Origin of the sequence: Psychrobacter sp. ASPA161_6, from assembly GCF_051970285.1 — a bacterium.
GTDB classification, from domain to species: Bacteria; Pseudomonadota; Gammaproteobacteria; order Pseudomonadales; family Moraxellaceae; genus Psychrobacter; species Psychrobacter glaciei.
Window position 1 is genome coordinate 131,483 of the sequence record NZ_JBEFNJ010000003.1, and the last position, 24,121, is coordinate 155,603.

Annotated in this window: 22 protein-coding genes and 1 other RNA gene; 9 read left to right on the forward strand and 14 right to left on the reverse strand. The window is 43.2% G+C overall.

Annotated features, from left to right (window positions below):
• Positions 1–11 precede the first annotated feature (11 nt).
• Together ACTQ9T_RS09765 and ACTQ9T_RS09770 are read left to right on the forward strand one after the other, a co-directional pair.
• Entirely contained in the window at positions 12–647 is a 636-nt protein-coding gene (locus tag ACTQ9T_RS09765) for a trimeric intracellular cation channel family protein (protein ID WP_440464931.1), read from the forward strand.
• 89 nt (positions 648–736) lie between these two features.
• On the forward strand, positions 737–1,402 hold the full coding sequence (locus ACTQ9T_RS09770) for a trimeric intracellular cation channel family protein (RefSeq protein ID WP_010199481.1): 666 nt from the start codon (positions 737–739) through the stop codon (positions 1,400–1,402).
• A 265-nt stretch (positions 1,403–1,667) separates the two neighbouring features.
• Here ACTQ9T_RS09770 and recJ read toward each other — a convergent pair whose 3' ends face one another.
• Positions 1,668–3,479: a single-stranded-DNA-specific exonuclease RecJ gene (recJ, locus tag ACTQ9T_RS09775; protein WP_440464932.1), complete on the reverse strand. Its 1,812-nt coding sequence runs from the start codon at positions 3,477–3,479 to the stop codon at positions 1,668–1,670.
• A gap of 320 nt (positions 3,480–3,799) precedes the next feature.
• On the opposite strand from recJ, the gene ACTQ9T_RS09780 reads away from it, so the two are divergent.
• The 3 genes from ACTQ9T_RS09780 (at position 3,800) to ACTQ9T_RS09790 (ending at position 6,770) form a co-directional block, all read left to right on the forward strand.
• Entirely contained in the window at positions 3,800–4,315 is a 516-nt protein-coding gene (locus ACTQ9T_RS09780; RefSeq protein ID WP_010199475.1) for a hypothetical protein, read from the forward strand.
• Between the two features lie 179 nt (positions 4,316–4,494).
• The gene (locus ACTQ9T_RS09785; RefSeq protein ID WP_440464933.1) at positions 4,495–4,884 is read left to right on the forward strand and encodes a hypothetical protein; all 390 of its coding nucleotides are present in this window, start codon (positions 4,495–4,497) and stop codon (positions 4,882–4,884) included.
• A 224-nt stretch (positions 4,885–5,108) separates the two neighbouring features.
• Positions 5,109–6,770, forward strand: a complete 1,662-nt coding sequence (locus tag ACTQ9T_RS09790; RefSeq protein WP_440464934.1) for an alkaline phosphatase D family protein — start codon at positions 5,109–5,111, stop codon at positions 6,768–6,770.
• Between the two features lie 146 nt (positions 6,771–6,916).
• Here the strand turns inward: ACTQ9T_RS09790 and ACTQ9T_RS09795 are convergent, their stop codons facing one another.
• The 13 genes from ACTQ9T_RS09795 to ACTQ9T_RS09855 all read right to left on the reverse strand — a co-directional run bounded on the left by ACTQ9T_RS09795 (position 6,917) and on the right by ACTQ9T_RS09855 (position 18,991).
• Positions 6,917–7,294: a hypothetical protein gene (locus ACTQ9T_RS09795; protein ID WP_189584386.1), complete on the reverse strand. Its 378-nt coding sequence runs from the start codon at positions 7,292–7,294 to the stop codon at positions 6,917–6,919.
• Positions 7,295–8,679: 1,385 nt separating this feature from the next.
• Positions 8,680–9,060, reverse strand: coding sequence for a hypothetical protein (locus ACTQ9T_RS09800; RefSeq protein ID WP_440464935.1), 381 nt, complete (start codon positions 9,058–9,060; stop codon positions 8,680–8,682).
• Positions 9,061–10,222: 1,162 nt separating this feature from the next.
• Positions 10,223–12,718 (reverse strand): DUF927 domain-containing protein, encoded by a 2,496-nt coding sequence (locus tag ACTQ9T_RS09805; protein ID WP_440464936.1) that lies wholly within the window; start codon positions 12,716–12,718, stop codon positions 10,223–10,225.
• Positions 12,719–12,827: 109 nt separating this feature from the next.
• Positions 12,828–13,424: a hypothetical protein gene (locus ACTQ9T_RS09810; protein WP_440464937.1), complete on the reverse strand. Its 597-nt coding sequence runs from the start codon at positions 13,422–13,424 to the stop codon at positions 12,828–12,830.
• Complete coding sequence (locus ACTQ9T_RS09815) at positions 13,417–13,947, reverse strand: hypothetical protein (protein WP_440464938.1); 531 nt, start codon at positions 13,945–13,947, stop codon at positions 13,417–13,419. Before ACTQ9T_RS09815 ends, ACTQ9T_RS09810 begins: the two co-directional genes overlap by 8 nt.
• Positions 13,934–14,215, reverse strand: a complete 282-nt coding sequence (locus ACTQ9T_RS09820; RefSeq protein ID WP_440464939.1) for a hypothetical protein — start codon at positions 14,213–14,215, stop codon at positions 13,934–13,936. The genes ACTQ9T_RS09815 and ACTQ9T_RS09820 overlap by 14 nt, the downstream gene beginning before the upstream one ends.
• The gene (locus ACTQ9T_RS09825; protein ID WP_440464940.1) at positions 14,208–14,483 is read right to left on the reverse strand and encodes a hypothetical protein; all 276 of its coding nucleotides are present in this window, start codon (positions 14,481–14,483) and stop codon (positions 14,208–14,210) included. The genes ACTQ9T_RS09820 and ACTQ9T_RS09825 overlap by 8 nt, the downstream gene beginning before the upstream one ends.
• A complete protein-coding gene (locus ACTQ9T_RS09830; RefSeq protein WP_440464941.1) occupies positions 14,480–14,734 on the reverse strand; it encodes a helix-turn-helix domain-containing protein in 255 nt (84 codons plus the stop codon). Before ACTQ9T_RS09830 ends, ACTQ9T_RS09825 begins: the two co-directional genes overlap by 4 nt.
• A gap of 3 nt (positions 14,735–14,737) precedes the next feature.
• Complete coding sequence (locus ACTQ9T_RS09835; RefSeq protein WP_440464942.1) at positions 14,738–15,028, reverse strand: helix-turn-helix transcriptional regulator; 291 nt, start codon at positions 15,026–15,028, stop codon at positions 14,738–14,740.
• A 149-nt stretch (positions 15,029–15,177) separates the two neighbouring features.
• Positions 15,178–16,335 carry a hypothetical protein gene (locus tag ACTQ9T_RS09840; RefSeq protein ID WP_440464943.1) on the reverse strand — a complete coding sequence of 386 codons (1,158 nt, stop codon included), beginning with the start codon at positions 16,333–16,335 and terminating at the stop codon, positions 15,178–15,180.
• A 116-nt stretch (positions 16,336–16,451) separates the two neighbouring features.
• Positions 16,452–17,693, reverse strand: a complete 1,242-nt coding sequence (locus tag ACTQ9T_RS09845) for a tyrosine-type recombinase/integrase (RefSeq protein WP_440464944.1) — start codon at positions 17,691–17,693, stop codon at positions 16,452–16,454.
• Positions 17,694–17,856: 163 nt separating this feature from the next.
• Positions 17,857–18,234: a transfer-messenger RNA gene (ssrA, locus tag ACTQ9T_RS09850) on the reverse strand.
• Positions 18,235–18,319: 85 nt separating this feature from the next.
• The gene (locus tag ACTQ9T_RS09855) at positions 18,320–18,991 is read right to left on the reverse strand and encodes an alpha/beta hydrolase (protein WP_440464945.1); all 672 of its coding nucleotides are present in this window, start codon (positions 18,989–18,991) and stop codon (positions 18,320–18,322) included.
• A 315-nt stretch (positions 18,992–19,306) separates the two neighbouring features.
• Between ACTQ9T_RS09855 and ACTQ9T_RS09860 the strand changes: the two genes are divergently transcribed.
• The 4 genes from ACTQ9T_RS09860 (at position 19,307) to ACTQ9T_RS09875 (ending at position 24,057) form a co-directional block, all read left to right on the forward strand.
• Positions 19,307–20,596, forward strand: coding sequence for a glycerophosphodiester phosphodiesterase family protein (locus ACTQ9T_RS09860; RefSeq protein ID WP_440464946.1), 1,290 nt, complete (start codon positions 19,307–19,309; stop codon positions 20,594–20,596).
• A gap of 413 nt (positions 20,597–21,009) precedes the next feature.
• On the forward strand, positions 21,010–21,792 hold the full coding sequence (locus tag ACTQ9T_RS09865) for a response regulator (protein ID WP_189584378.1): 783 nt from the start codon (positions 21,010–21,012) through the stop codon (positions 21,790–21,792).
• A 214-nt stretch (positions 21,793–22,006) separates the two neighbouring features.
• Positions 22,007–23,740, forward strand: coding sequence for a two-component system sensor histidine kinase CreC (creC, locus tag ACTQ9T_RS09870; RefSeq protein WP_440464947.1), 1,734 nt, complete (start codon positions 22,007–22,009; stop codon positions 23,738–23,740).
• Between the two features lie 116 nt (positions 23,741–23,856).
• Positions 23,857–24,057, forward strand: a complete 201-nt coding sequence (locus ACTQ9T_RS09875) for a hypothetical protein (RefSeq protein ID WP_440464948.1) — start codon at positions 23,857–23,859, stop codon at positions 24,055–24,057.
• The last annotated feature ends 64 nt before the right edge of the window (positions 24,058–24,121 follow it).

Here is a 24,121-nt window from a genome sequence, read left to right on the forward strand (position 1 = left end):
CAAATAACGCTATGATGAATAATTTTATTTTTCCTGATATTCTGCTGTATTTGCTCGATATGGTTGGTGTGATTGCTTGTGCTATCGCCGGTACTTTGCTCGCCCAACATAAAGGCTTTGATATTGCTGGCTGCATCTTAGTTTCGATGGTCAATGCCATTGGCGGTGGTACGCTACGCGATATGGCGCTAGATCGCCATCCGCTATTTTGGATGACCGATCTTAACTATGTGATTGTCATCACCGTAACCTCCCTTATCCTACAGATATTTTTTCATCTGTATCACAAGATTGATAACGCCCTCAAACTCTTTGATGCCATTGGACTAGCTGCCTTTAGCGTTATTGGTTTCAAAATAGCATTGACCCAAGATATGTCGCCCGTGATTGCCATTATGATGGGTGTTTGGACAGCCATCATTGGCGGTATGCTACGTGATATTATTTGTAATGAGATACCGCTGGTGCTCCAGCGCGAGATTTATATCTCTGCGAGTATTGTAGGCTCGGTCACTTATTTGCTGCTTGACAGTTGGGGTATGGATGCTGGATTGAATGAATTTATTATGCTGGGCGTTATCTTTGCAGTGCGAATGTTAGCGTTGCGCTTTGATTGGCACCTGCCTTCTATTCGCTTGGTTAAATAAGACGGATTTGGATTGTTTAAAAAGCAACCTCTCTTATATTCGCTTATAATGCTTAGCCAATCATCATAAAAACTTACTGAGATTCGCACATGTTGGCTATCGCATTGGACCCTACGGTACTGATCACGACGTTCGACCCGCGTTCTTTGCTCTACTTGTTTGACATGATCGGCATTGTGGCTTGTAGTATCTCAGGGACTATCCTAGCAAAACATAAAAAATTCGACGTTTTTGGCTGCTTGTTGGTATCAATCGTGACCGCTATCGGCGGCGGCACCGTCCGTGATGTAATTTTGGATCGTCATCCACTGTTTTGGATGGTGGATATGAGCTACTTGACCGTCATCACCTTCTGCTCATTAGCGACACAAATATTTTTTCGTCCTAATTCAAGACGCGTCGATAGATTTCTCAAGCTCTCCGATACCATTGGTCTGTCAGCCTTTACCTTGATTGGTATCAAGGTTGCCGATAGCATGGGCGCTAATGTGCCTGTGGCCTTATTACTTGGGGTGATTACTATTATTGTCGGCGGCATCATCCGCGATATGATTTGCAATGAGATTCCGCTGGTGCTACAGCAAGAGATTTATATCACCGCAGCCTTAACAGGCGGCATTCTATACTTTGCCCTGCACAATTTAGGCGTGGCGGATTGGATTGCTGACATCTCTGCCATGACTACAATTTTTACGTTAAGAATGCTCGCCATTCGCTACGATTGGCAATTCCCTGCTCTTGAATGGAAGTATTGAACCCTAGGGCGTGTCTTCAATTCACTCGATAGTCATCTAAATGGGCTAAAAATGGCTAAATCTTGCCAAACATCGTCAAATAGCTTGTTAATATCCCGATATTATCTACGCTATTTTTCTTGTTTGACGGCAATTTATCTCATTTTTATCGCCATTTCTGAAATGAAGACACGCCCTACAATGCCAATATTAAAAAAGCGTCAACCTTAAACACAGTTGACGCCCTATTATTGTCTCTTCGTAGTCTTAGAATAAGGTAACATCCTTATTCATTAACGACTGCTAAGTCCCTTATCATCAGTTGCAGACTTTGCTTGCCATTCCATTCATTAATATCCAATTGAAATAACACGTGCACTTTTTCGGCACGATAGTCCCATGCCTCGCTATCGAAGTTAAAATAAATCGCTTCAATCGGATACTGCACATCAGGATAACGCAGCGACAGTTTAAGGTGCTTGTCTTTTAATACCTTAAAGCTTAATACTTCGAATATCCCATCAAATATCGGCGGTGCAAAGCCATGACCCCAAATACTGGCATTGGCCAAATGCTCAGCAAACCATAAGCTAAAGTCGCTCGCCTGCAACGCTCCATCAGTGAACTTCTGCTCTGCAAATACGTCATCCTCCATCTCTGCCATGACGTCATTAAACGCTGTGGCAAATGCCTCAAAGTTACGACGCTTCAAGGTTAGCCCGGCAGCCATCGCATGACCACCAAAATGGCTAATTAAGTCAGGATGGCGCTCAGCAACTTGTTCAATCGCATCACGAATGTGCACGCCAGCGATAGACCGCGCCGAGCCTTTAATGGCATCGTCGTCACCTGTACGCTCTGTATCTGCTGGTGCAAAAACGATACTGGGCAAATAATGACTTTCTTTTAAACGTCCAGCGACGATACCGATAACACCTTGATGCCAGTCATCTTGATATAAAATAATGCTGCGATCTTGATTATTAACAGCCTGTCTCTCAGTTTTATGCTGAATAATAGTATCGCCGCTTTCGTCAGCATCATTATCGTTATTAGTAGCAGCTAATGCTTGTACGATGCTATCCGCTTGCGCGCGCATCTCACCTTCTACGTGACGACGGGTACGGTTTAGCTGCTCAAGCTCTTGCGCCAAGCGCTGCGCCGTACTCCAGTCTTCGGTCAACAAACACTCGATACCGATGCGCATATTGTCCATACGTCCGGCAGCATTGATACGAGGCCCTAACACAAAACCAAAATCTTGTGCCTGCATTTTTTTGGGATCACGACCTGCTTGTTCAAGCAATGCCAATATACCCAGACAGCAGCGTCCTTGCTGGATAGCCGCTAGACCATGATGCACTAAGATGCGATTGTTCTTATCCAGTACACCAACGTCTGCAATCGTCCCAAGCGCCACCAAATCCAAATACTGACTGACTTGCACGGTAGATTTATCGGCTTCACGGCGCAGCTTGGCTAAGCGTCCGAGCACATAAAACGCCACGCCGACCCCTACGAGCGCTTTGCTGGTAAAGTTGCAGTCGAGCTGATTGGGATTGACCACCGCTTCAGCAGGTGGTGTTGCTTTGGTCGTCAGATGATGATCCGTAATGATCACAGTGATGCCATCGGCTTGCGCACGTGCCACGCCTTCATGACTTGATATACCGTTGTCTACCGTGACAATCAACTCTGGCTGATACGTCTTAATGCCTAATTCGACAATCTCTGGCGTCAAACCATAGCCGTATTTAAAGCGATCTGGTACTAGGAAGTCGACAACTGCGCCCATTTTTGTGAGTGCACGCATCATTAGCGCGGTACTGGTCGCGCCATCACAGTCAAAATCGCCCACGATAAGGATACGCTGACCGTCATCGATGGCCACGTCTAATAGACGCACTGCTTCTGTGACGCCATGCAGCATCTCTGCGGGCAACAGACCTGACAGGCCAGTCTCAAGCTCATCGGGCTGGGTAATACCGCGAGCTGCATATAAGCGAGCGAGCGTTAATGATTGGGCGGCAAGTGGTTGCAACGCGGTGGGCAACTCGTCGATGCGAGTGCTGGTATAACGGGAGGTTAAATTTAGCATGAGGGTATTCTACTGGCTTTAGCAGAGGGTCACAATGGTAATTTATAATGCCTCGGTATATCGTTTTTTATTGCATTACATTGCAATAAATCATATTTTATTGCCTGCATAAAACAAGTTATCCATGCTTACCTGTCTAGCGCACATAACTGCGCATTTACAAAAACGGTGCATAGTGACCGTATTTTTCTGCATTTTGCTACAAAGCAATGATTGTATGCCTCTTATAAATCCATAAAATAGTAACCAACTGAGAGACTTGCTATCTATTGAGACTTTTAATCTGATTTTTTTATTTTAACTATTTATAAGGATGCGTTATGAAAACCACACCAACCGCTGAAAAACTACCAAATACCATCGATCCTAGCTTAGATTTGGAAACAGTCAAAAAAGAGTGCCAAAAGCTAGTCAAAAAACGCGCCAAATATTCTGCCGGTGTCGCCATCATTCCTGTGCCATTTTTTGATGTTGCTGTGGATGCGGGTATGCTTACTCAGCTATTGCCAGAAATCAGTGAACGCTTTGGCTTGATTGAAGGACGTCAATCAGCAGTTGACCTAGAGTCACGCGCGATTCATTGGGGCGCTCTAAAAGATCGTACTGTCGATTTTGCAGGATTAATGGCGACGCGCGGTATCGTCAAAAAGACGGTACAAGGTTTCGGCGGTCGTATCGCTGCCAAGCAAGTGACGAAATTCATCCCGTTAGGTGGCCAAATGGTTGCTGCTACGATGGGCTATATGATTTTCAAAAAAATCGCGAATGATCATATCGAAGAGTGCTACAAGCTTGCAAAAGACATTCAGCAAAAGCAACACGGTAAGAATGTCTAAGACAAATTGAGCAATCTCGTTTACATCTGTATCAAGCCAGTTAAGTAACTACTTAGCTGGCTTTTTTATGAACCACATAATTGGAAGTTAAAATAAGCCAGTTGGTTGATGGTGTCATTATTAGGTTTTGCTGATAATATACAGTTTTAGATGGCACCGACACTTTAAAGGACTAACCCATGAAAAAAATCTTAATCTCAACGGCTATGCTTGCTACCTTCGCCCTAGCGGGTTGCACAACGACGGACGGTATGAATACTAATGCTGGCACTGCGATTGGCACAGCAAACAATATCGGTATGAACGTATTTAAAGCAGCAGTTGATAATCAGTGCCGTAGTCAGATTGAAAATCAAAGCGCTTGGCGCATTGCCAGTGTAGCCATGACTGACACGCAAGAAGAAGCCATAAAAAGCAATGTCTGTGGCTGTGTCAGTGAGCAAGCACCGCAACAAGTGACCCTTGTTGAATTGGGTAATGCAGCGATAGACACACAGTATCGCACACAGTTGGTAACCAGAGTCGTCGCCAAATCTCTACAAACGTGTTATGCAAATTTTACCAAATAAATTAAAACGCTTTGTATTTTTGGAGTGAACATAAGCTGGGTTAGCGATTGCTTAACCCAGCTTCGTCATATAGATTATTAAAATATAGTCAGCCCTATATAAATCGGATACGTTGTAAAATTAAGTCGACTATTAGCAGTACTTTTAGCTGAATTACTGTTATCCTAGTTATTTTAAGCTGCCTTTAAGTGGTCATTACTTTTAACAGATATCAAGGATGATAGATGAAAAGACGTGAGTTTATAAAACTAGGCGGTCAAGCTACTGTCGCTGGCGCATTATTGACCCAGCTAAGTGCTTGCTCATCAGACGATGACTCCACCAATTCAAATACCTTAGATAAGGTAGACGATTTAGGTTATCAAGGTGCAGCACCTTTCGTACACGGTATCGCCAGCGGTGACCCTTTGCATGATCGAGTGATACTGTGGACACGAATCACCAATGACGGCAGTATCAGTACCACTAGCATTCCAGTCGGATATGTCATCGCGACAGATACAGAGCTCAAAAACATTGTCGCTAGCGGCAGAGCATTGGCCACCTCAGAGTCTGACTTTACGGTCAAAGTCGACCCAAAACTTCCCCAACCTAATACCACTTACTATTACGCTTTTGAAGCTTTAGGCTATACATCCCCTATCGGTCGCACGCGCACGATACCCAATGCAGACTTGCCAGCCAGCGAAGTAGATCGCGTGCGCTTAGCAGTGGTTTCCTGCTCTAATTATGGTTATGGCTATTTTAATGGCTATGCAGATATCGCTAAACAAGCAGATATATCAGCCGTATTGCATTTGGGTGACTATATTTATGAGTATCCAGAGGGGTTTTATCGCGATCAATCCTTGATAGAAGAGCGTCCGATAGACCCAAAGAATGAAATCATTAGCTTAGAAGATTATCGTCGTCGCTACGCCTGCTATCGCACTGATATTGACTTGCAAGAATGTCATCGCCAACATCCCTTTATCGCTGTTTGGGACGATCATGAGATTGCAGACAACTCATGGAAGGGTGGCGCTAGGTTCCATACTGACAGTAAAGGCAGCTATATAGAGCGCAAAATGTCAGCGGTTCGCGCCTATCACGAGTGGATGCCTATCCGTGACGATAGTAGCAACGAGCTCGACAGTCAGCTGCGGATTTATCGACGCTTTGAGTTTGGTAAGTTGTTTGATCTAAATATGCTAGACACGCGTATATTTGGCCGTGAAAAGCTAGATGCGACAGCCAGTAATGAGCCTGAGCGTCAACTGCTAGGACTTGAGCAAGAAAACTGGCTCTATCTAAATATGCTAGAGGGAAAGCGCCGCGATGCGACATGGCAAATACTGGGACAACAAGTCATTTTAGCGCCTTTCAAAGGTGCATCTGCGACCAACTCCGGAGATATTTGGAATGGCTACGCCAGTGCGCGCGATCGTCTGCTCAATTTTATTGAAGACAACAATATCGATAACACCGTCGTGCTGACTGGCGATTACCATGCTTCCTTCGCTTTTGATGTCTGTAAAAACCCATTCGATGCTAGCAGCTACAACCCAAATACTGGTGCAGGGTCGCTGGCTGTCGAGTTCGTTTGCCCTGCTCTGACGTCCCTTGCCTTCCCTGAAAATAACAATGGACCAGAGGCTAATCCCCATCAGAAGTTTAACAATCAAACCGATCATGGATATATGCTACTCGACATCACCGAGCAGGCCTGCCAGTGCGACTGGTATTATACCGATACGCTGACTGAGCGCGATGACAGCACTCGCTTTGCCAAAGGGCTGTACACCCAGACGAAGACCAATCGTTTGGTTGAGGGCAGTCAATCTCGTCCTATCACCAACGTCTCTGCTTTAGCTGCTGCAAATAAAGCCGTCGGGATGAAAATATAAGTATCGTTAAGTGCTACAGATATTTAAAGCATCAAAGTAATGTTCGCTGAGAATACAAAACAACAAAAAGGGTGCGTTATAAATAACGCACCCTTTTTATTGCTGAGCCTTTGTACCATCCACTCCTCTCAGCTTATTACTTTGGCTTAGAACTTGTTTTTGTCAACTGGACTCTGTGACAGAGCTGCTGCAAAAGGTAGTATTTTACTGCGACTAAAATACTTAGAAGAGCCATCGATAATCTTGTCTACTTCTTTGATCAAATCATTAATAACGTCATCATAAACACCATGATATAGTTCGGTTTCGAATGCCGTAAAAGGATGCTTACGCGATGCCGAGCTGACCTCTGTCACGCCTTGCTTACTATAAAAAATATCGACTCGACCATCACTGTTGAGTACACAATTTAATAATCCGTCCTCCAGCTCCATCTCTACTCGCTCAGGCATAAAAATATAATCGTCTACATTGATGAGTTTTTTCTCTACTTCTCTTTTAAAAAATGATTTGATATCAAACATGGATATATCCCTGACCTCAATTATAATATACGTTAGCACGCCTGACTTTATGACCATCACCCAGCATTCATTTGCATGCTTGGTAGGTCGTGCTTTGTTAATGTATCCTATAAGATAGAAGGCTATTTTTTAAGACAGGAAATGTAAAACTGCGTGTGCGGTTGGTAATAGTAAGACGGTATATAGATTTAAAACCTGAGCCAGCATAAAAAATATCCATTACACCGAATCAACTAAACTCCTCCAAGTAACTATTGTCTATAGTTGATATGGTTAAGCTTATATAAGCTAATCAGGAAAGCTAATAACAAAAAATTGCCATAAAAAAAGTCAGCCACCTAAGTGACTGACTTCATTTAAAATATTTGGTGGAGATGGCGGAAACTAAACTATAGATATAAGTCATTGATAATAAACATTATTAATAATTTTAAAATAGACGATACCAACCATAATACCAACAATCGTTTTTTATTTTACTGTTATTCAGTGCCTACCCTATCAACTAAAGATTATTTTGTAATTATTTACCGTTTCAACATTCCTCAACATGCTAGGGCGGTGCTCTCTTACAATACCTGTGCATAAAGTCACTTTAACTTTTTAACATGGCTTTAACCTACTCATAGTGGCTATAAGTCATGCGCCTACGTTACTTGTCGCAAAAGTCGCTTTAACTTCTTTTTGAAACGGTTTTTTTCTTGTGCGTGTGAATGGTGGCGGTGTCCTCTGTCGATACGCTCAAAACTCAAAACAATACCCCCCTCACTTGTCCGTAAATTACCCCTTTTATGGACTCCAAGTATTATCTTGGCTGCTCTCTAAGATGTCCGAAAACTAGCCAGCATTGGCATAAGCTGCACCCGTGCGCGTACTGTGCCCATAACTCTAACTTATGTAATAACCTGCCTTGTACTTGTTAAGAAACTACCCCTTTTTATGGACTCCAAAAACTCCTTTTTATAGTGCTCAAAAACCCCTGTAATTGGTGCTTGCTTCGCGCGTGTGCGTACTGTTCCATAAACTCCCCCTAACGTGTCCAACAACTCATTTTTAACCCTGCTTACGATGTCCGAAAATTACCCCTTTTTATGGACTCCGAAAACTAGGTAACGGCAAGTTTCAAGCCAGCATTGCGCGGTGTATGGTTTGGTTTTGAATGTAAGGTTTTATAAGGTTTGCGATGTGAGGTTTTATGAGGTTCTACTATATGAGGGTTTAGGTTTTCTCAGGTTCTAACCTTATGGTGATCTTGGGGTAGTGCGTGCTGCCAATGTTAACAAATGACAACATGCGAGGCGGTGAAAATCGGTTTTGAATGTACGGTTTTGTCAGGTTTTATATTTTTTATAATTTAAGGCTCTACTACTCATTACATTAATGGCTTATGAATTGAATTTAGCCAGTTGTGCGTTCACTTTCTTACAGTGATCTAAACCCATCTTGATAGCTTCCGATAAGTCGGCATTTGGTTTTATCGAATATCCTACTGTTGGTTTTAAATCAGCTCGTGCTGCCCTTATTTGAGCTAAGCGATTAAGGGGCAAGCCAACTTGTGACTCATCATAAGCGGTATCGTAAGGGTAAAATTCTACTTCATTCAAGCTGCAAGAAATTTGACCATAATCAACCGTGAAGGGATAAGGCTTAGTAGTGTCCATTTTCGCCCATTGTGACTGGCTTACTTCCATAACGTCATCATCAAGCTCACCTAAAGGCTGGCAAGCTGTTAGTAAAAACAGTATTAAATAAACTATCTTGTTCATGTGCCCACCTAATAGCTCAATTTATACAATAACCATACTTTAACATGATTAATGTTTAGTTTTTATCAAGTTTCATAAGTGAGGTTCTAACGTGTCCAACAACTCATAATTAATCTTGCCGTTGTCCTCATGCTCGTACTTGTTAAAAAACCACCCTTTGAGTGCTGGTAACGATTGGTTTTTCGGACTACTTTAAAAGGCATTGGCTGCTCAAAACCTAGGGGAAACCTTAGGGTATCTTTACACTATAAAAAAGGCTTGGCAGTGTTTGCCTACGTTGTCCGAAAACTATGCTTCTCTGTAATTTAATACGGCTATGGCATAGGGTTTTATCTGTACGCCTTGTACTGTCTGCCCATGCGTTAATTATCTAATGCTGCTAAATGCTGACCTCGTATCATGTGGTATTAAAAGATAGGCTCAAATCTGAGCGCATTTATTTACGTTTACAGCCCCTTACTAATTTGGCGTTAAAATTACCTCTTAGACCATACCTATCAAGCGTTTGCCCTCCATTGGAGTTTTGGCAATCCGTAAACACTGGTAAACCTAAATCATGCTTAATACCCCCACCTTTGGGGTTATCTTTGACCTGTTACAGCCCTACTATAATTTAGCCCTAAAATTGCCTTATAGCCCATGATTGGTAAGTGTTTGCGCTCCATTCACTTTTTGGCAGTTCGTAACTAAATAGTTAACTTAAACCACGCTCAATACGCGCAAAACTGCTCGCATCTGATTTTGACAGATATATCCTGTTTTGGTGGCATCTATAAGCTGTAGGCTAATGATTGTCATGCTTTGGGCTAACGCTTATCCCATTGGGGGCTGGTGATCGGTAAAACGTGGTAAAAGTAATTGCGCTGTTTGGCTGTGTGGTGATCTTCTCCATACAGTTTTAAACCTTAACATAACTTAACATGCTGCCAGTCGGCAAACTGATCTCACGATAAACATCAGGCATAAAAAAAGGCAGACGATAAACGCCTACCTTTGATTATTTTTGCCGTACCTTATGTTTTTACATGGGACAGACGGGACAAACGGGACAGCCCTTACGTGGTATGGATTACAGCCGTCCCGTTTACGTTTTTAGCAATGGGACAGACGGGACAGAAAAGTTAAAATGTAAAATCCTGTCCCGTTCGTCCCGTTTTGGTTTTTAGCAATGGGACAGCGCAATCCCTTGCTGCATATAGCCTGTCCCGTTCGTCCCGTTTGTCCCGTCCTTTTTCATAGGTTCACAACAAAGTATGTTAGCAGTAACCGCGTAAACAGATGGGCGGTGCTTGCCATTAAATAAAGTATCAGGCGTTTTGTAGATTTTACGGTCACCTTGATTGAGTAGTAACAAGTCGGCTTCCTCTAATACTTGCAATACTTTGCTTTTGCTAAAAGGCGCACATACGCTGTTAAAAGTTTCTTTGGAAAAGTAATAGTCCCCCGTGTCCATATTGCGATAGCCTACACGGTTGGGGGTTCTCTCCTCAAAGTCTAAGCGCGTGTTTCTATAGCAAGGCTGAAAGCGACTTGATCCGTGCTGTTCAATAAACGCCTTAATATGATCTATGATTTGGCGTTGCTCATGCTCACCATCGCGCCCATAGTTATCAAGCCAATTATCTAAGCATGTCATAACGGCTGTCGTTGCTTGTCCTGCTTGCCACCCTGTTATACCTGCCTGTGTTGCTATCTCACCAGCAGCAGCCACGATAGCGAACCGTTTAGCCACTCTATGCGCCTGTGCTGTCAGGTCGCTGTACTGGTTCATAAAGTCACTGACAAGTTGCCCAGCGTTGGCGGTGGTCGCTGCCTTGTCACTGGTGATATGTTCTAGCCATGCAATGCCAGCTGATCCATAGTAAGCGTGGGACAGCTCTTTGATCCTATCGGCTTGGGCTTCGCTTGTTTCTGCCAATACCAAACTATCAAAGGTTTTTAAGCCTTTGCCAGCGTCAGCATCAATATGCGCTACTCGAACCTCAATACCTGCATTGGTTTTTTGCCCTGCTTGCGCCATGAAGTTTTGTAGCGACTCCTCACCATTGGACAAAAAGATAATGCGCCATGTTTTGGCTATACGATTGTGTCCAGTGGTGGTGCTACGTCCTTTACCTTGACCATTAGCCAGCATGTAAACGGTTTTACCTACTATTTTGGGGTCACATTCGCTGATCTCATCGAGGGGTAAAAAACTGTCGTTGTGCTCGCTTGCCGTACCTTCCAGTGCGTTGTCAGTGCTGCGCCATGTCTTAACGTACCTGTCAGGGTTGCCCCATACACTAGCAGCCAATTTAAGCGATAATGACTTGCCCATGCTTGATGATCCTAAGAGGTGAAAACCGCCCCCGTCATACTCTAATAACTCCAGTAACTGCCCAGCAAACGCGCAAGCAATAGAGAAAACAAAACGGCTTTGTTCTGCTAGTGGTTTGCATAACTCATTACGCCACTGGGCTAGCTCTCCTTGCTGGGTTAGGGTGCTGTTAATGCTATTTGCAGACTGATAGACGATAAGCTGCTTACCATCACTGCCTATTGCCCTGTCAGGTAATATATATTGCTTATCGTGCCAGCCCAACTTATCCACGCATAACGCCCGTTTGTGGATAGGGTAGTTTTGAATATAGGTGTCTAAGTAATTGCGCTGTTTGCTATTGGCGGTAATGTTCAAGCCTTGACTGGCTAGCTCTTTGCGATATTCCCTTGCATCACCTTGCAGTAGTGATAACGGCATTGACCATTGATGTTTTACGTTGTCATCGTCACGCCATTGCAGTAACCGCCCCCATGTACCGCTGCTTGTGTCCCGTGTTTTAGCGATAACCTCAAGCGGTGAACAAACAAACGCTTTAAACTTGAAAGTAATGTTTGCTGGGTCGTCATCGTTATACTTCACGAAAAATAGCCCATCGTGGTAAAGCTCAAAACGCCCATCACCATAGATCATCGGTTCATTCAGCTGTGGATCATCGCGCCATTCAGGATAATAAGCGGTATCTTGCAAATTGATAAGCTGGTTGTCACTGTCTGCCAGTATGGCTTCATAGCTGTCATGTTGTAGCATAGTGACGATATGAGCCACAGTAACCAATGCTTGCGCTCTCACACCTGCCAATAGGTTTATCAAGCCCTTGTCATCAAGTGTCATCGGTACGGTAACAAGTGATCCGCTGCTCCAGTGCTGCACCATCTTTTTAAGGCATTGTTTTGTTTTTTGAGGGCTAATGATGATCGTCTTATCACTACCCATCAGGTGCATATAAACATCAATACCGCTATCAAGGTCATTAAAGGCTATCCCCTCATTGGCTTTGTTAGTGTCACCAATGACGATAGCGCCATAACCTGTAGGATCAATGACAATGGACTTTGCTTTGCTGTTAGGTGTGTAGAATACCGCGCCTACTATACCGCCCTGTTTATCCATCAATCGTAGGGCTATTGTGCCAGCTGTCGGTACTATTTGCGCGTCATCTGTAGTAAGATTATCAATGACGTTTAGCAAGCTGTTAGGCGGTAACAAGTCATATAGCTTTGTTAAAATTGGATCATCTGCCAGCCCTTGCCGTGTGGCTGCATCAAAACTATTTATCATTTCAAAGCCTGTGCTAGATGCACGGGCTTTTTCATGGGTGTTTGTTGGTGTGGTGGTCATCTGTTCCCCCTTGCTTGTGACTGGTTCGGCTGGCGCGTGGCTCTGTACTTCTTGTAGTAGCTTTTGCGCTTGGCGTGCTTACGGCTCTGCTTTGGTGGGTAGGTTTTCACTATTTACCCTCCTTGCCGTAACGAGTCATTGCTAGGGTTTCTTTGATTGAGCTTACCTGTCTTTGTAATAAGTCGTCCCACGTTACAGTGGCATCATGTGTCAATCGCGCCATTGATATAGCGGTGTTAGTATCTATTTTTTCGTAGTGAATGAGTGCTAACAGCTTGCCCATGTCGCTTATGACAGTAGCAGCACTTTCAATGTCACAGACAATATCTGATAGCTCAAAGGCAGATATTAAAATCACTTCGTCATCGTCTGCTTCGGTTATGTCTATTACTGTGCGTTGGTTGGTTTGGCTGCCACTGTATAGCGTGGCTATCGCTTGGCGGTTGGCTGGCGTGTCATGGAATAGTGACGGCTGATAATCGCCTGTTTGTTTATCACATGCTGGGACAAAATAGCCCTGCTTGTCATAGTACAAGTGGCTGTCATCGTGAGTAAGTGCCAACAGTTTGCGCTTGCCGTATGGGTCATTGCTAAGTACAAACGGGTTAAGGCTCAATGATGGGCACAGAACGCTATCACCTGCTTTGAATGTGGCTGGTGTGCTATTGGTTTGGGTGTTTGAGGTCGTACGGATTGATTTACCCATGATGGATAACTCCTAATAAGTTTTGAGTGAATGCCACGCTATACAGTAAAGGTATAGGGTGACGGGTCTTACTCTCGGTCTTATTAGAAACCGCCCCGCATATTCGCCTTACGGCTATTTTATTTTGCAGCGTCAACCCGTCATAGTCGGTTAGCAAATGGTTTGCTATAGATATGATGGTTTGCCCCCTTGATGCGCTTAACTGCGCTTGTGGGGCGGTGCTTGATTTTATAGTGACAGCTTGAGAGGCTGGGCTATTATCAGGCACAAAAAAAGCCAAAGGTTTACGACTTGGCAAGTCGCTAATAAGATTTGAGAGGTCTATATAGTAACCATTGTTAGTATTGGTTGCAATCGGTTTTGGTTGTACTGGCTGGCAAGCGATTAGTGACAGTAGCAAGCCAATACCTGCCACCCATGCCATGAATATGATAAAGCTAAGTAATAAGCCACGTTTGTGGGGCTGGCTGTCGCTGTGCTGCCCGTGGTCGGCTTTTAGGTCGTTTCTGTTATCGTTGGTCATTTCTTACGTCCTCCACGTTGAAAGCGATTTCTGCTATGCGTGTGGATAGCCCTTTTAGTGACTCCACTTGTCGGCTGCCTGTAGGTAGCAATCCATTTAACGCTAGCATCTGATTTTCTACTTTTACTATCTCAGTCAGGCTATTAATGGCGGTCACATTGGCGTGTAAGGTGATAATCAGCTGATCTATAAAGTCATCAGTTATCATTAGCATGCCTTTGTCTTTTAACCTTTCCATTACTTCATTTATAAAAGTGTCATCACTCATAGTCATTCACCTTGATTTCAGGCAGTAAGATAAGCCCACTCAACATCTCACTAACGATACTTGCCAGCTCACCATTAGCAAGTAAGGCAGACCGTATAGCGACTATTACGCCCTTACTGGTGTCATCATCGGTATGGATAGCACTAAGCGCCATTGCTAGGCTCTCAGCATCGTTTGATAGGTCTTGTATGCGGTCATCAATGACAGACAAGTAATAACTATCTACTGGCACTAGGCGCGGTTCTAATATGTCGTTTGACTGGCTCATGATTGCACCCCACTAGCGTCATCATCGTTATTGATCGGCTGGTCTATCCAGTAGCGTTTAAAGCGTTTGCCATTGTTCTTTACCCATTCATCTTGAATAGTTATGCCTTGATCTCTTAGCTCACTGACACGCTGCAAAAAGCATGTAATGTTATAGAGATCGTACGCTTCATAAGTGGATAGGCTTTTACCTGCCAGCATGTGATTAAGAATGATTTGCTTGTACTTTTGTTTTGTTTGCCGTGTGTTCATGGGTTACACCTCGCTAGTGGTTGAGGTGTGGCTGTTAAGCCATTCGTGAACGTCTGCATAGCTCCATGCGGTCATAGTTGGTGATAGCTTTCTGCCCGCTGGGAAACGTCCATCTTTTGACCATTCAAACAAGGTGGTTTTGCTAAAAGGTAGGAAAGGTAGGATATCTTTAGCCCTGCCCATGCCAGTAGTAGGCAGTTGCATAGCTGGACTGTTTGCGGTGGTTGGTTCGGTATCGTGAGAGGTGTTATCAGTAAAAGGAATTACTGGCGCGTTTTGGGTTGGGTGTGTCATTGTGTGTAGCTCCATGTAGTGTATTGAGCCGTAAAGGTGTTCTACGGCTTACATGGGCTATGTTATGTATTAGTAAGGGGGTCATATAAGGTCATATGACGGTCATATGCCCCTAAAACACGATGATATGACCCTATTATTAGGAGTTTTTAGTAGTTTTTTATATTTACTTCTCTAGCTCTTATGAGCCAGTCCGCTACAAAATTTCGAGTAACTGACGTTCCATGAGTGTTTGCAGCACTAACAATCATGTCATTTGCTACGCCTTTGCCTTTCATCGGTGATAAATCGTAACCGTGTTCAGTCAATATGGCATATAACATACGCGCTACACCAGCTTGTGAATTAGATGGCAACTCTTTGTCATCAGCTGGCTTGTCTGCTAATTCAGCTTTGGCTCGTGCAAGTTGGTTTTCAAGTTCGGTTATTTTCGCCTGTGCTTCTTTTAACTCATTACTACTAGTTTCTAACTGCTCACTAGGTCTGTTATCAATTAACGGCTTAGCTGGTTCTATAGCAAGCCATTCATTAAAACCCTTTATGATAAATCCATTTTCATAAAGAAATGATTGTAGTATCTCACTCTCGATAATTTTGATCTTTTTACTATCTGCATCTCTATATAAAGTTTGCAAGTCATCTCGTTTGACTGCTTCTATAACAAAATTTTTATACTCTATGAACGATCTATAATATTTTGTAAAGTCAGGCTTGTTATGGTCATCTCTTACTGCTTCCAATGGTGTTCCTGATAGTAAACTGGCTGCTTCATCTATTGTAAAATCTTTCTTTCTAAATAGTAGTTGCTGGAATTTATGAGGGTTATCGTGACTACCAGTCATAGGTCTTTTATACATTTCTTTAGTAAAAGCTAACTTTAAGGCCATATATTTTTTGACTTTATCTTTCTGTTTTATATCTCTAAAATCTAAATTTAGCTTTGCAATGAAATCTAACTCCTCAAGTTCGGCAATTTTGTAGAAAAAGTCTTGGTCGAAATCTTTATCTTCAGGATCTGTAAAGAAGCCAGCACAAATATTGAATTCAAACATTGCAAAACCATGAGTTCGCTGTAGTAAGTCTTTAGTTCTTTTGTCAAAACCTTGCTCTTTTAGATTTTCAGATTGTTTTATGATATTAAATTGATTGATAGTGTAAGAATTTATAACTTTTTCAAAATCATTTCTTTTTAGATAACTAACAATGTCCATTAATGACTCATTTAAAAGCACTTTCAAATAGTAAATGAATTCATCACTACCTATATACTCTTGTTTTTCATTTTCAAAATCTTCTGATAGTTTCACATTCACACCCCTACACCCTTTAATCAAAATAGGTGCAAGGCAGTGACAGCATAAGGGTGTGTAAATAGCTGTCGTTCGGGTAATTAGTCCTAGCCTTGCATAGTTGGTGCTAAGCCTTAGCCTAGCTTTTGTTTTTGTCCTTTAAAGTCTGCACGGATCACGTTGTCCAGCTTGCCAGCGTAGGCGTTATCAATGAAGTCTGCCCACTGGTTCATCATGTCTATTCTGTATGGTAGGTGCTGCGCTCCGTTGTATGCTGCGCTTATCTTGTTTTCTCTGTCATGTGCCAGCTGTAGCTCTATCGCTTCGTGCATAAACTCTTTTTCATGCAGTGTGGTACTAGCAAGCCCTCTAAAACCGTGCCCCGTCATTTTGCCTTTATAACCCATATTCCATAGGGCATTAATAAATGCGCTTTGACTGTATGGCTTACGTGTTGAGGTATTAAAGAAAACATACTGATCCGAAAAACCTAGCTCTTTGATCTGTTCCAGTATCGCCATTGCTTGCGGTGCTAGTGGCACGATGTGCAAGCGCCTAGCTTTCATCTTTTCAGCTGGGACAGTCCATAAGCCACGATTAAAATCTATGTCCTGCCATTCCATAAATCTAATCTCATTGGTACGCACAAACGTATAGCATAAAAACCATAAGCCTAGTTTCACCAGTACATCACCTTGATAAGCATTGATGTCTGTTAGTAGCTTTGGCAGTTGCTGGCTAGTAATGCGGTGGTGGTTGGTCGTTTTGTGTGGTTTGATTGCTTCGGCTAGGTCTGTGGCTGGGTTATGTGTGGCTAGTCCATTGCGTATCGCATGTTTGAATATCTGCCCTACTTCTCTAATAGTACGCCTTGCCATTTCATTAGCGCCACGGCTTTCTACTGCTTTACCAATAGCCAATATGTCAGGCGCGGTTATGTCGTTAATGTTCTTTTGACCAATAGAGGGCTTAACATCACGCATATAGGCGGAATAATTACGGGAAAAGGTGCTTTCTGCTAGGTAAGTTTTGCGTTCTGCATACCATGACTGCGCTATGTTATCGAAAACATTTAAACCGTCTTGGCTGGCTTGTTGCTCTTTCTTGTGGTCTTTAGGGTTCACACCATCAGCTATTAAGCGTTTGATCTCAATATTGCGCTGCCTTGCGTTCTGCAAGCTCATAACTGGATAAGTGCCAATAGTGAGGGTTTGCTGTTTACCTTGCCAACGGTATGCGCTGATCCATGACTTAACGCCCGTGTAACGCACCCATAATTGCAGCCCGTTACCGTCACTATGCTTGTCAGGTCGCTTTGTATCAATCGAGGTGCTACTGGGCTGTAGCTTATTGATAACGGTATGAGTTAAGGGCATTGGACTATCCTTTGTTGGTATTGAGAGCGTGTATAAACTCTAATACCAACAATAATACCAACATTCTATATGGGACGCCATACCCCTATATAAACCTCAATACCTAAAAAACGCCCAAAATAAAGGGCTGACAGTCTGTGACGGTCAGCCCTTTATCGTTGTTTGGTGGAGATGGCGGGAGTTGAACCCGCGTCCGCCAGCATTACGCTCATGAATCTACATGTTTAGTTTCTGTCTTTAATTTTAGTCTGCACCGATCCGACAGTCAGGATGGATTAGCCGATTCTCTACTTTTGAACCCAAGCGATTGAGACAATCCCTTGTGGCGAGCCTACATGCGGACGCTTCAACTTAGTTGACCAACTGTAGGTGATCAGCAACTTAGTAAGCAGGGTTAAACCAAGTAAACTGGGTTTATGCTGCTAGAGCGTAATTTTCGTCGTTTGCGACTATAACAATATATGTTGGATTAACGAGAGGACATATACTCTCGACATGCATCATTGAGTTTCATCACCAGCGTCGAAGCCAGAACATCCCCAATAAGGTCGAGTATTATATAGGAATTAAGTGCCAACTTTCAACCTATAAAACACCCTCATTACATTACGTTACAGCTCAACTCTCTAAGCCAATACTTTATTTAACCATTTACCAATATTTTGAATTTGTGGCATACATACCTGATGTGCCATTGGATAGGTATTATAAGACACATTATAATCTTTTGCTGATAAAAGCTGCTGCGCTTGCTCGCCTAAGATCACAGGAACGACTGGGTCGTGAGTACCATGTTCAATCAATATTGGCATGTCTTTATTAGCCGCACTATAACTAATGTTGTCATTGGTTGCTAAGTACGTAGAGAGTGTCATCAAGCCAGCCAAGCGCTTCGGATAGCCGAGTGCCACATGATAAGCCACTGCCCCGCCCTGCGAAAACCCTGCAATCACAATATGCTCAGGAGAAACACCGCGCTCAACCTCACGGCTGATCAAATCATTGATCTGTCGGGCGGACTCTTCAATTTGAGCCACATCGATTTTGCGCTCAAGGCTCATCTCTAAAATATCGTACCAAGCAGGCATCACCATGCCGCCATTCACGGTCACTGGGCGTTTAGGTGCATGTGGAAAGATAAAGCGTACTGCCATATCATTAGCCAATCCTAACTGCGGTACTACTGGCTCAAAATCATGGCCGCTGGCACCCAAGCCATGCAACCAGATAACAGCACGATTTATCTTTTTTTGAGAAGGGTTATGTTCAACAATGACTGCATCTAAATAGTTACTCATATTTATCCTTAATACTGTAGTGAGATATGCTCTAGGCATTTCTATATTTTTTTACTCAAATAACGTGTGTGTCATCATACCTTCAACATCGTCTGTTACTCTAGAAACACGGTCAATAATAATACACCGGACAAAAAATGGCCATCATGCGCACATTGATGATAAGTTCTTACGACTTGATGCTAATTTCGATAAACAATGAGCGACGATTTTTTCGATACCTATTGATACAACTAATGGGATTATTTTTGTAATTTTACAGGAACAGTTTACATGACAATCTTTAATAATTCAGTGCTTAAACTGGATAAACGTATGTTTAAAACAATCAATCTTGCTTTACCTTTGGTTATCATCAGCTCACTATCCATGTTAGGTTGCACGGAGGACAGCCAAGCAAGAACCACTCCGTTGGCGACACAATCATCCTCACCTCTCGCCTATAGCTACGGTGTGCGGCCATTTTATTTGATCAATGATATGGATGAGAGCCCATTAAAAGAAGAGCTGTTAGCTTGTAGTGCGCAAACGCCTAGCAAAACCAACTTTTCTATCGCGCATCGCGGTGCACCGCTGCAACTGCCAGAACACACTTATGACAGCTATGTTGCCTCAGCGCAAATGGGCGCAGGTATCTTGGAATGTGACGTGGCTTTTACCAATGACGGCGAGCTGGTCTGCCGCCATGCACAAGACGATCTGCATACCACTACTAATATCCTTGCTACCCCGCTGGCCAAACAGTGCACCGTACCGCCAATTATCGACGCCAACGGTGTGCTGACCAATGCTGACAGCATTGAATGCCGTACCTCAGACATTAGCGCAAATGAGTTTAAGACCCTCACAGGCAAAATGGACGCCGCGAATAAAAAAGCGACCAGTATCGATGAATATATGAATGCGACTGCACCTTGGCGAACAGACTTATACTCGCAAAATGGCAAGGTATTGACTTTGAAAGAGCATATCGCATTGGCACGCCAACTGGGTATGAAGCACACGCCTGAGCTAAAAGCGCCCGCAGTGACCATGCCGTTCAATGGCTATCGTTTAGATGATTACCGCCAGCAGCTCATAGAGACTTATAAGGCAGCGGGTGTGCCTGCAAACGATGTATTTGCGCAGTCATTCAATATAGAAGACCTTGATTACTGGATAAAAAATGAGCCAGCTTATGGTGCCAATGCCGTTTATCTCATCGATGACAGTAATGAAACCGCTGAAAACAAGACGTTTGATAAAGATGATGCGACGACATGGAAGCATTCTTTGGCTGATATCAAAGCCCGTGGCATTAACATCATTGCGCCAGCACTTTGGCTATTAGTCACAACGGATGGCAATGGGAAAATGATACCGTCAGCCTATGCAAAACAAGCCAAAGACAATGACCTAAAAATAATTACGTGGTCAATAGAGCGTTCAGGTCCACTGGCAAATGGCGGTGACTGGTATTATAGTGGTCTTGGCGAGGCTATCAATAATGATGGTGATATGATGAATTATATCGATGTGTTGGCACAAGACGTCGGTGTCCAAGGCATCTTTTCAGATTGGCCCGCCACAGTGAGTTATTATGCCAACTGCAAAGGCTTAAAATAGGTTAATCCAACTCCTTTTTCTTATCTAAGTGTCTAATATTAAGACACGCCCAATACCAGCTTAATTATTGTTAAGCTGGTTTTTTATTTTCCATTGGTTGTATCAGCATCATTGGATAAGAACCATTTGCTTAGGGCGTGTCCTCAATCTGAACAAAACCTTTTAAATGGGTTAAAAAAGGCTATATTCTCGCCACTTTTCGAAAATTTATAGACAATATGTTCATATTCTCTGCAAAATTTCCATCGATTGGCAAAAATCTATCTCTTTTTATTTCCATTTTCAAAATGAGGACATGCCCTAATACCCTGCTTTTCCATCAAGTTTTCACACTGTTTGGATAGTGGTAGCAAGAGCAGGCTGCTGTTTTGTGCTACGATAATTTACTAAAATTATAAAACGATATAGAAACTATGACCCATATTTTACTGGTGGAAGATGACCCTGCTATTGCGATGTCACTCAAAGTTACTTGCAAACGTGAAGGCTGGAAAATCACTTGGCTAGACAATGCGAGCAGCGTGTTACCAATGCTTCATAGCCTTGAGGCGCAAGATCTATCGGCGATTATTTTGGATGTTGGCTTGCCAGATGGTGATGGTCTCAGCCTCTGCCAACAAATACGACACACCCCTGATATCGATGGCTTAAAAGACATCCCTATCGTATTTTTGACGGCTCGTAGCGACGAGGTTGATAGAATTTTGGGTTTAGAGATGGGCGGTGATGATTATTGTGCCAAGCCTTTTAGCCCGCGCGAGTTGGTTGCCCGTCTAAAAGCCATTTGGCGACGTGAACAATTACTGTCTAAGCAATCTGCTACTCATACCACAGCCACCGATAATACAACTAACCGTGCTTCTTCGAACAGTATGTCAGGGCAAGCATTGACGTTTGAATGTCAATCTGGCATCTGGCATTACCAACCGCTCAATTACTCCTTGATGTGGCAAGAGCAAAAGCTTGAGCTCAGCAATACCGAGCGCAAAATTTTGCTGACATTATTGCAAGCACCCAATCAAGTCTTTAGCCGTGAGCAACTGCTTAGCGCTGTGAGCGACTATCCTGATCATCGCTTGGCCAGAACCATAGACAGTCATATCAAGTCCATTCGTAAGCAGCTGGCCACTGTCGACGCGAGCATTGAGGTCATTCATACCCATCGTGGATTGGGTTACGCATTATGTCCCGCTTAGTCATAACTAACTATAGTCAGGTCAATATAAAAAAGAGACAGCGTGACTGGTATAAATTTTTCGTAGCCTCTGTCTGCGTAAGCACAGCAAGCAAGAAAAGTTTGTGCCAGTCACGCATCATAATGTCGTGTACCCACTTTATTTAGTATCGACTATATAGCCATATTTTGATTAAAACCGACCTTCTATAACGTCAAATAGCATACCTAAAAATATGAATCATAAAACCAGTGATAGCGCTAATAGCCACCCTAATACTCATATTAATAACAAGGCTGACAATAGTACTCATGCCAGCCAAAGCAATTGGTATGCAAAACTGCATCCCATTGGCACCGCGCAGCAAACGACTAAACCAAAACGACTGCTGAATTTGAGTATTTTTTTTAGGATTTGGCTTGCGTTGGCGTTGGTGTTGATTATCTGCGGTGTGGTCGCATTTACTCAGCTGTTTGGTTATGTCAAACCGACGGCGCAGCAAGTCATCGAAGACACATTATTAGATACCAGCAAATTGCTGGCGGCAAGTTTACAGATGCCACTGTATTCAGGGCAGCTATACGATGATGATTATCAAAGAAGACTTGATGCGGCATTTATTGGCATGCCAGTAATTGGCGAAACTCAAGAGCCTGAGTATAAAAACAAAAATTATAGCAGCTTTCGGATATACGTAACGGATGATAAAGGCGTCGTCATATACGACTCTCTGCCTGAAATCGACAATGAGGAAGGACGAGATTATAGTCGCTGGAACGATGTTTATTTAACGTTAAAAGGTGAATATGGTGCTAGAAGTACGACACGAGACCATAGTCAGCGCGATGGTACGGTCATGTATGTGGCGCAGCCGATAAAAAATAACGCTGGCAACCTGATTGGTATCGTCAGCGTCGGCAAGCCTGTCGCGAGCGTGTTGCCTTATTTGGACAATACGCGCAATCGCATGCTTATCACAGCACTGCTCATGAGTATTGCTGCCCTTATATTAGCAGGACTGGTCGCATGGTGGCTGAAGCAAAGCATCACCTTGGTTACCCAATATACCAGTGCGCTGGCAGAGGATACCAAAAAGCCCTATTTTTACTTAGGTCATGAGCTTAACAGCCTAACAAATACCATTGAATCTATGAAGCATCGGTTGGAAAATCGTGCCTATGTCACCGACTATGTCCATACCCTCACCCATGAGCTCAAAAGCCCATTAACCGCTATCCGTGCCAGCAGTGAGTTGCTAGAAGACGACGGGCTTGATGAGGAAGACCGACAGATGCTCATCCAATCTATTGGTGAACAAAGTATCAAAATGCAGCAATTAATTGACCGTTTGCTATTACTTGCCAAGGTTGAACAACCGAGCTTTAAGCTAAATCGGCAGCTGACACCTCTAATACCATTACTGCAAACCCTTGCAAAAGACAATACCGCTAAATTGCAACAGCAGCACCTAGCGCCTATCGACATCTATCTTGATGATAAACGGGTTGCTGATACTGTAAACTTACCAGCAGAAGTATTAACAGCTACTAGCGTTTGCGCTGACCAGTTTTGGTTGATACAGGTATTACAGAATGTGTTAGACAATGCCATTCATTTCGCTGTTAGCACTATCTATATAGCTGTGCACAGTACAGCACAGACAGTCACCATTGACATATTTAATGACGGTAAGCTGCTGCCAGACTATGCCATTGATAAAGCGTTTGAGCGTTATTTTAGCTTGTCTCACCAAAGCCAAACTGCGTATCACGCCACTGAATCAGCAAAACCCAGTCATGCAAGTAACACACCAAAAAAAGGCACTGGCCTTGGTTTGACACTGGTCAAGCAAGTAATCGAACATCATGGTGGTTCTGTCACTATCGCTAATATTGACGCCAGTCATCAGGCTAATACCGAAGACCTGAATTCTGGTGTCATGGTTAGCCTCACTTTGCCTTTGGCTTAAGAATCAGAAATAGCGACAGTTCATCAACTTTCCATCATGGCTACACATGTTTTCTATTTGTTTGTTTTACGATAGCGTTATTCACCGTCGTAACACGCATTAGGAGTAGCCATTTTATGCCACATTTATCAGTCGAAAACCCTGTCATCAACAGTCTCATGGGACATAACCGTCAGCACTGCCTTCAGGTATTATCGAATCAAAGCATCGACAGTACCGATTTTGGGCATTGGCTCGCCATTCCCAGTCAACGTTTATTATTGGTTTTTCGCCATCAGCAGTGTGTGGCGGTTGATGATTATCAAGTAGCTGCTTAGCACTATTATTAAGGCTACGAAAAATTCATCCCAATCGCACTGCATCTGTTTCAAAGTGAATCCA

Excerpts from the sequence above, each read along its gene's own strand:
- ACTQ9T_RS09765 (WP_440464931.1), top strand. The coding sequence starts at position 12 with ATGATGAATAATTTTATTTTTCCTGATATTCTGCTGTATTTGCTCGAT.
- ACTQ9T_RS09770 (WP_010199481.1), top strand. The coding sequence starts at position 737 with ATGTTGGCTATCGCATTGGACCCTACGGTACTGATCACGACGTTCGAC.
- recJ (WP_440464932.1), bottom strand. The coding sequence starts at position 3,479 with ATGCTAAATTTAACCTCCCGTTATACCAGCACTCGCATCGACGAGTTG.
- ACTQ9T_RS09780 (WP_010199475.1), top strand. The coding sequence starts at position 3,800 with ATGAAAACCACACCAACCGCTGAAAAACTACCAAATACCATCGATCCT.
- ACTQ9T_RS09785 (WP_440464933.1), top strand. The coding sequence starts at position 4,495 with ATGAAAAAAATCTTAATCTCAACGGCTATGCTTGCTACCTTCGCCCTA.
- ACTQ9T_RS09790 (WP_440464934.1), top strand. The coding sequence starts at position 5,109 with ATGAAAAGACGTGAGTTTATAAAACTAGGCGGTCAAGCTACTGTCGCT.
- ACTQ9T_RS09795 (WP_189584386.1), bottom strand. The coding sequence starts at position 7,294 with ATGTTTGATATCAAATCATTTTTTAAAAGAGAAGTAGAGAAAAAACTC.
- ACTQ9T_RS09800 (WP_440464935.1), bottom strand. The coding sequence starts at position 9,060 with ATGAACAAGATAGTTTATTTAATACTGTTTTTACTAACAGCTTGCCAG.
- ACTQ9T_RS09805 (WP_440464936.1), bottom strand. The coding sequence starts at position 12,718 with ATGACCACCACACCAACAAACACCCATGAAAAAGCCCGTGCATCTAGC.
- ACTQ9T_RS09810 (WP_440464937.1), bottom strand. The coding sequence starts at position 13,424 with ATGGGTAAATCAATCCGTACGACCTCAAACACCCAAACCAATAGCACA.
- ACTQ9T_RS09815 (WP_440464938.1), bottom strand. The coding sequence starts at position 13,947 with ATGACCAACGATAACAGAAACGACCTAAAAGCCGACCACGGGCAGCAC.
- ACTQ9T_RS09820 (WP_440464939.1), bottom strand. The coding sequence starts at position 14,215 with ATGAGTGATGACACTTTTATAAATGAAGTAATGGAAAGGTTAAAAGAC.
- ACTQ9T_RS09825 (WP_440464940.1), bottom strand. The coding sequence starts at position 14,483 with ATGAGCCAGTCAAACGACATATTAGAACCGCGCCTAGTGCCAGTAGAT.
- ACTQ9T_RS09830 (WP_440464941.1), bottom strand. The coding sequence starts at position 14,734 with ATGAACACACGGCAAACAAAACAAAAGTACAAGCAAATCATTCTTAAT.
- ACTQ9T_RS09835 (WP_440464942.1), bottom strand. The coding sequence starts at position 15,028 with ATGACACACCCAACCCAAAACGCGCCAGTAATTCCTTTTACTGATAAC.
- ACTQ9T_RS09845 (WP_440464944.1), bottom strand. The coding sequence starts at position 17,693 with ATGCCCTTAACTCATACCGTTATCAATAAGCTACAGCCCAGTAGCACC.
- ACTQ9T_RS09855 (WP_440464945.1), bottom strand. The coding sequence starts at position 18,991 with ATGAGTAACTATTTAGATGCAGTCATTGTTGAACATAACCCTTCTCAA.
- ACTQ9T_RS09860 (WP_440464946.1), top strand. The coding sequence starts at position 19,307 with ATGTTTAAAACAATCAATCTTGCTTTACCTTTGGTTATCATCAGCTCA.
- ACTQ9T_RS09865 (WP_189584378.1), top strand. The coding sequence starts at position 21,010 with ATGACCCATATTTTACTGGTGGAAGATGACCCTGCTATTGCGATGTCA.
- creC (WP_440464947.1), top strand. The coding sequence starts at position 22,007 with ATGAATCATAAAACCAGTGATAGCGCTAATAGCCACCCTAATACTCAT.
- ACTQ9T_RS09875 (WP_440464948.1), top strand. The coding sequence starts at position 23,857 with ATGCCACATTTATCAGTCGAAAACCCTGTCATCAACAGTCTCATGGGA.